Annotated in this window: 5 protein-coding genes and 1 pseudogene; all 6 read right to left on the minus strand. The window is 63.6% G+C overall.

Translation table 11 applies throughout. From position 1 onward, the window contains the following. On the minus strand, positions 1 to 560 hold a 560-nt coding region (locus tag EOA33_RS19415), incomplete at its 3' end, for an outer membrane lipoprotein carrier protein LolA (protein ID WP_145989203.1). A gap of 145 nt (positions 561 to 705) precedes the next feature. Beyond that, the gene (locus tag EOA33_RS19420) at positions 706 to 3,369 is read right to left on the minus strand and encodes a DNA translocase FtsK (RefSeq protein ID WP_127406314.1); all 2,664 of its coding nucleotides are present in this window, start codon (positions 3,367 to 3,369) and stop codon (positions 706 to 708) included. 486 nt (positions 3,370 to 3,855) lie between these two features. After that, a complete protein-coding gene (locus EOA33_RS19425; RefSeq protein ID WP_127406315.1) occupies positions 3,856 to 4,131 on the minus strand; it encodes a hypothetical protein in 276 nt (91 codons plus the stop codon). A 328-nt stretch (positions 4,132 to 4,459) separates the two neighbouring features. After that, positions 4,460 to 5,806: an ammonium transporter gene (locus EOA33_RS19430; protein WP_127406316.1), complete on the minus strand. Its 1,347-nt coding sequence runs from the start codon at positions 5,804 to 5,806 to the stop codon at positions 4,460 to 4,462. A gap of 31 nt (positions 5,807 to 5,837) precedes the next feature. After that, the gene (locus EOA33_RS19435) at positions 5,838 to 6,176 is read right to left on the minus strand and encodes a P-II family nitrogen regulator (RefSeq protein WP_027169082.1); all 339 of its coding nucleotides are present in this window, start codon (positions 6,174 to 6,176) and stop codon (positions 5,838 to 5,840) included. Positions 6,177 to 6,433: 257 nt separating this feature from the next. Next, positions 6,434 to 6,703: pseudogene (locus tag EOA33_RS19440) on the minus strand (acyl-CoA thioesterase domain-containing protein); the annotation flags it as partial.

A 6,703-nucleotide genomic window follows, 5' to 3' on the forward strand; every position in this document is an offset into this window, starting at 1 on the left:
TCCTTGCCCTGGGCGTCGGTGATGGTCCATTGCCGCAGTTCATAGGACTTCGGATCGAACATCATGGTGATCCTGGCATTGCCGAACACCGATTTGTCGGAGAGCTGGATGGTGGTGAGATCGTCCTCTTCCTTGACGCTCTTTACTCGTCCGCCGGAGAGATCGATGCGATTGTCGAGCAAAAGCTTCAGCGGCGTCTTCGACAGCGGATAGAGATCGGAGGTGTTGAGCTTCTTGTTGAGGATGACCACCGACTTGCCGTCGGAGATCACCCGGAAATTCGACGATCCATCATAGTTGAAGCGGATCTTGCCCGGCCGTTCCAGGAAGAACTTGCCGCCGGTCTGCTCGCCCTTCGGTCCGAACTGAACGAACTCGCCGCTCATCGATTTGACCGAGGAGAAGTGGTCGGCGATCTTCTGCGCCGCCGGCGGAATCGCCGCCTGCGCCGACGCCAGGAGCTGGAATCCGGGGACGACATTGACGCTTGCCGCGCCGGCAAGCACGAGGCCGAGGCCAAGCGCCTGGCGGCGGTTCGGGGCGAAAGGTTCGTTTTTCATGCCGGTCACTTTCTGATTCGAATGGTGTCGCAGTCTCTGGACCCCCAGTTGGGCTTAAGTTTGGCGGCTCCAGCGACGCTCCGTCGCCTCAACGCGCCGAAAGGTTCAAGGTTGCCAGCCGGCATCACCTGGATATCGATAGACCCTAGAACTTGTCCTCCTCCGTCGGCACCAGGATCTCGCGTTTTCCGGCATGGTTGGCCGGACCGACAATGCCTTCCTTCTCCATCTTCTCGATGATCGAGGCGGCGCGGTTGTAGCCGATGCCGAGTCGGCGCTGGATGTAGCTGGTCGAGGCCTTGCCGTCGCGCAGCACCACCGCCACCGCCTGGTCGTAGGGGTCGTCGGAATCCTCGAAATTGCCGCCGCCACCGCCGCCGGAACCGCCCTTGCCGGAACCTTCGTCCTCGTCGTCCTCGTCATCATCCTCGGTGATGGCGTCGAGATATTCGGGAACGCCCTGCAGCTTCAGGTGCGCGACGATCCTCTCGACCTCGTCGTCGGACACGAACGGGCCGTGCACGCGCTGGATGCGGCCGCCGCCGGCCATGTAGAGCATGTCGCCCATGCCGAGCAATTGCTCCGCGCCCTGCTCGCCAAGGATGGTGCGGCTGTCGATCTTCGACGTCACCTGGAAGGAGATGCGGGTCGGGAAGTTGGCCTTGATCGTGCCGGTGATGACGTCGACCGAAGGGCGCTGGGTCGCCATGATGACATGGATGCCGGCGGCGCGCGCCATCTGCGCCAGGCGCTGAACCGCACCCTCAATGTCCTTGCCGGCGACCATCATCAGGTCGGCCATTTCGTCGATGATGACGACGATATAGGGCATCGGCTCGAGGTCGAGATCCTCCGTCTCGTAGATCGCCTCGCCGGTCTGGCGATCGAAGCCGGTCTGCACGGTGCGCGAGATCTTCTCGCCCTTCTTCTCCGCCAGCTGGACGCGCGCGTTGAACCCGTCGATGTTGCGCACACCGACCTTGGACATCTTGCGGTAGCGGTCCTCCATCTCGCGCACGGTCCACTTCAGCGCCACCACCGCCTTCTTCGGATCGGTGACGACCGGCGTCAAAAGATGCGGAATGCCGTCATAGACGGAGAGTTCGAGCATCTTCGGATCGATCATGATCAGCCGGCATTCCTGCGGCGTCAGCCGGTAGAGCAGCGACAGGATCATGGTGTTGATGGCGACCGACTTGCCCGAGCCGGTGGTGCCGGCGACCAGAACGTGCGGCATCTTGGCGATGTCGACGATGACGGCCTCGCCATTGATGGTCTTGCCGAGCGCCAGCGCCAGCTTCGCCTTGGTGGTCTCGAAGTCGCGGCTGGCCATGATTTCCCGCAGATACACCGTCTCGCGCTTGGCGTTGGGCAGCTCAATGCCGATGGCGTTGCGGCCGGGCACGACGGCGACGCGGCAGGCGATCGCGCTCATCGAGCGGGCGATGTCGTCGGACAGGCCGATGACGCGAGACGACTTGATGCCGGGCGCCGGCTCGAGCTCGTAGAGTGTGACGACCGGGCCGGGCCGTACATGGATGATCTCGCCCTTGACGCCGAAATCCTCGAGCACGCCTTCCAGGAGCCGCGCATTCTGCTCCAGCGCGTCCTTGGACAGGCTGGCGTCGCGCACCACATTCTTCGGCTCCGACAGGAAATGCAGCGACGGCATCTCGAATTTGTCCGAGCCGATCAGCGAGGTCTGCGCCTCGCGCTGGACGCGCGCGCCCGGCGCCGGACGCGGCGCCGGCGCCTCGACGCGGGTTGCGGCATCGGAACGGAAATTCTGCACCTTCGCCGTCGGCGTGGCGCGGCGCTGGACAGGAGGCTCGTCGGCGAAATCCAAGTCGTCGTCCTCGTCACTGTCGAAGATGTCGTCGTCAGGATCGACCGAGATACTGCGGTCGTTGACCATGGCGGCGAAGAATTCAGGCTCGACGCGGGCGCGGCCGCCCGGGCTCATCCGCGATTCGGCGAACTCGGCTGATTCGACGCGCTCGGCTGCGCGCCGCCAGGCGCTGGCGCGCGGCTCCATCTCCGGCTCGTACTCGCGCTCGTGCTGGCGGCGCGCGGCGCGGCGGTGCATCCAGGCCCTGAACGACAGCCACCAGTGGGTGATGGCGCCGAGTGCCAGGATGCCTTCATCGCCCTCGTCCTCATCCTCGTCGAAGAGCAGGTCGTCCTGCTCGCGCGGCTCGGGCTCGGCGGCGCGCTCCATGACGGCAAAGCCGTTCTTGCGGGAAATCAGCGCCGAGCCGTAGGCAAACAGCCACAATGCCGGCGCGGCAAGGACCGCGGCGACGATGCTGGCGAAAAGGCCCTTGGGATAGCCGCCAACGGCGATGCCGGGGATCTTCAGCACCATGTCGCCGAAAACACCGCCAAGGCCCGTCGGCAACGGCCAGGTTTTGGGTGGCGTGACACAGCCGGCGATCGCCGCCGCAAGTAGCGCGAAGCCGAACCAGGCGAGGCCGCGCTTGGGCAGCCGGTCGACGCCGCGCGCGGAAAAGAGCAGGAAGCCCCAAATCACCGCCGGCACCAGGGCCGCGACCGCGGCAAGGCCGAAGAACTGCATGGCAAGATCGGCGAACACCGCCCCCGCATAACCCATCGCGTTGGTGACGATGTTGTCGGTGGCGTGCGAGAAGCTCGGATCGGCGACGTTCCAGGTGGCAAGGCCGGCGACGCCGAAGGCGACGAGCGTGAACAGACCGGCGCCGACCAGCCGCCCAAGCTGACGCCGCGCGAATGCCTGGATGCCGTGCCCCGTATCAGTTAGCGCGAGCGGTGCTGAAGCGCCTGAACGCATGCCTCTTCCCCGTCTGTGAGTGCCTCGCCGGACGCATGACGCACGCCGGCAGATTCGGATGACAGACTATCGGCGGGAAGGTTAAGGGCGCATTAACTATAAGAGGTTGAAGCGGCCTGGGCGCGCATCACCGGCGGTTGAATTGTTGTTGCCGGACACGCGGCTTTCCGCAGCCTGGCCGCGCATGCAAAAAAGCCTCGCGAGCCGGAGCCAGCGAGGCTTTCGTTGTGGAGAGCGAAAGTGGGATTTCACCTTCCATGATCCCGGGGGTTTGGATCGAGGCAAAGGCTAGCCGATGAAAGGTGCCGAACTGAATCACTCTGAATCACATTCGCTTGATGCTCACGTGAGGATCGTCGGTTGTCGCAATGGATAAAGCTTGACGCCGGCTTTATCGGTTCGGGCGACGAAGGCGGGCCGCGCGGCCCGCCATCTCTCATTGGAACAAGGATGCGATCGGGCCCGTCTGGAACCGATCTGTAGCAATCACTTGTGACCGGCGTACATCATCAAGTTGGCGCAGAATTCGGCATGAGGCTTGCTCATCGCCGCGTCCTGGCACTCCTTCATCATCATGTCTTGCTTGTCTTTGGCCGTCGCAGCCCAGGCCGCCTTGAAATCGGCTTCCGGCTTCATGGTTTTCATGCCGGTATCGGTGAAGAATGGCGCCATGTTGTCCGGTTCGTCGAGAGCACCGGCCAATGCGCCGCCGCTGACCATGGAGAGAGCGAGTGCTCCGAGGAAGATGCTCTTGATGTTCATCGGTTGGTTCCTTCCCTGTTGTTAGCGAGCGCCAGAACGGCGGTCGCTACCCCAGTACGGAGCCGGAAGGCCCAATGTTTCTTTCCGCTGGCACATCACGCGACCGTGATCGCGTGAAACGATTCCTCGTTCGCCCAATTGAGGCGCACGATTTTCCAAAAAAGGAGGCCCGGAAGATGTTTCCGGGCCTCAATGCGTGAGCACCTTTCGGAGCGTCACGACGGGATTGTTGAGCAATTCCGGAAAAATGCGTAGCGGCTTCGGTCGGAATTGCGTGAAACGGATCCGCCGCCGGCGGGAGGATGCCGGCGCCGGATGGTCGATAGGCTCACGGCACCACTTCGCCGTGCTGGCTGATGTCGAGGCCTTCGATTTCTTCCTGGCTGCTCGGACGCAGGCCGACCAGGGCCTTGACGATGTAGAGGATCACGAAGGTCGCGATCGCCGTCCACAGGATAGTGAAGACGATGCCGTAGATCTGGGTGCCGACCGAGGCGCCCTTGCCGAGCGCGTTGATCTCGGGATCGGCCAGCGCGCCGGTGAGCAGCGCGCCGATGATGCCGCCGACGCCGTGCACGCCGAAGGCATCGAGCGAGTCGTCATAGCCGAGGATGTGCTTCACCTTGACGGCCGAGATATAGCAGACGACGCCGGCGACGATGCCGATGATGAAGGCGCCGGTCGGATTGACGAAGCCGGAGGCGGGCGTCACGGCGACCAGGCCGGCGACGGCGCCCGAGATGATGCCGAGCACGCTCGGCTTCTTGGCGATGATCCATTCGGCGAACATCCAGGCGAGCGCCGCTGCGGCGGTGGCGACCTGGGTGTTCAGCATCGCGGCGCCGGCGAGGCCGTCGGCGGCCAGTTCCGAACCGGCGTTGAAGCCGAACCAGCCAACCCACAGCAGCGAAGCGCCGATGACCGAATAGACGAGGTTGTGCGGCGCCATGTTGGCGGTGCCGTAGCCCTCGCGCTTACCGAGGACGAGGGCGCAGACCAGACCCGCGACACCGGCGTTGATGTGGACGACCGTGCCGCCGGCAAAGTCGAGAACGCCGGCCGAACCGAGGAAGCCGCCGCCCCACACCCAATGGGCGATCGGCGCATAGACGAACACCAGCCACAGGCCCATGAAGATGAGCAGGGCCGAGAATTTCATGCGCTCGGCGAAGGCGCCGGCGATCAGCGCAGGCGTGATGATGGCGAAGGTCAGCTGGAACATCGAGAAGACGAATTCAGGAATGTTCGCCACGCCCGGCAGCCACAGCGTCGCGGTGGTGATGCCGTGGTGGAAGAACTTGGAGAAGCCGCCGACATAGGCATTGGTGCTGCCGCCGTCGGAGAAGGCCAGCGAATAGCCGAACATGAACCACAGCACCGTCACCAGGCAGGTGATGGCGAAGCTCTGCATGATGGTGGCGAGCACGTTCTTCTTGCGCACCATGCCGCCGTAGAACAGCGCCAGGCCCGGGATGGTCATCATCAGCACCAGCGCCGTCGAGGTCAGCATCCAGGCGGTGTTGCCGGTGTCGAGCGTTGGCGCCGGCGTGGCGGGGGCCGCTGCCGGAGCCGCGGCTTCCTGCGCGAAGGCGGCGACCGTGCCCAGGGCCGTCAGGGCGAGCGCGCCGAGAGCAGTCGCGCGCCCCGTCGTCTTAAAGGTGGAAGGAATATTCATTGAACTCTCCGTTGGAATGGGGGATCGCCGCTCAGAGCGCGTCGGTGTCTGTTTCGCCGGTGCGGATGCGCACCGCCTGGTCGATGCCGAAGACGAAGATCTTGCCGTCGCCGATCTGGCCGGTCTTGGCCGCCGACGTAATGGCTTCGACGGCCTTGTCGACCATGTCGGCACCAACCGCGACCTCGATCTTGATCTTGGGCAGGAAGCTGACCGCGTATTCCGCGCCGCGATAGATTTCCGTATGTCCCTTCTGACGCCCGTAGCCTTTGACTTCGGTGACGGTCAGGCCCTGGATGCCGACTGCGGTGAGCGCTTCGCGCACCTCATCGAGCTTGAACGGCTTGATGATTGCCATCACGATTTTCATAAGGTTTCACCCTTTGCTGTTGCGGGTCCCCCGCGTTTGCACACCTTCACCGATCCTCATGAGAGCCGGAAAGTGCGCAATAGGATTCAAGCTCCGTGCCAATTGCCGAAGCAGCCCGTTAACCTGTTGTAAACAAAGGAATTGAGGGGCATTTCCATGCCGACTGTTCAGAGTCGCGGCAGGACAAATGATTAAAAAATAGGCAAATTTTCAAAAATGCCTGTTCAGTGGGCTTGAACCGAAAGTCGGCTATCTGCTCAGCGCTTCAACCGGATCAGGCCTTCCTGGGCAACCGAGGCGATCAGCGTGCCGTCACGGGCAAACAGCGAGCCGCGCGTGAAGCCGCGCGAGCCCTGCGTGGAGGGGCTGTCCTGCGTGTAGAGGATCCAGTCGTCGAGCGGGTGGCTGCGATGGAACCACATGGCGTGGTCGAGGCTCGCGGCCTGGATGTCGCGGTCGAAGATGGCGCGGCCATGCGCGAAGGTCGAGGTGTCGAGCCGCGTCATGTCGGAGAGATAGGCGAGCAC

Source organism: Mesorhizobium sp. M4A.F.Ca.ET.050.02.1.1 (assembly GCF_003997725.1).
Taxonomy (GTDB): Bacteria; Pseudomonadota; Alphaproteobacteria; order Rhizobiales; family Rhizobiaceae; genus Mesorhizobium.

Coding starts and splice junctions, on each gene's coding strand:
- EOA33_RS19420 (WP_127406314.1), bottom strand. CDS start 3,369: ATGCGTTCAGGCGCTTCAGCACCGCTCGCGCTAACTGATACGGGGCAC.
- EOA33_RS19435 (WP_027169082.1), bottom strand. CDS start 6,176: ATGAAAATCGTGATGGCAATCATCAAGCCGTTCAAGCTCGATGAGGTG.
- EOA33_RS19425 (WP_127406315.1), bottom strand. CDS start 4,131: ATGAACATCAAGAGCATCTTCCTCGGAGCACTCGCTCTCTCCATGGTC.
- EOA33_RS19430 (WP_127406316.1), bottom strand. CDS start 5,806: ATGAATATTCCTTCCACCTTTAAGACGACGGGGCGCGCGACTGCTCTC.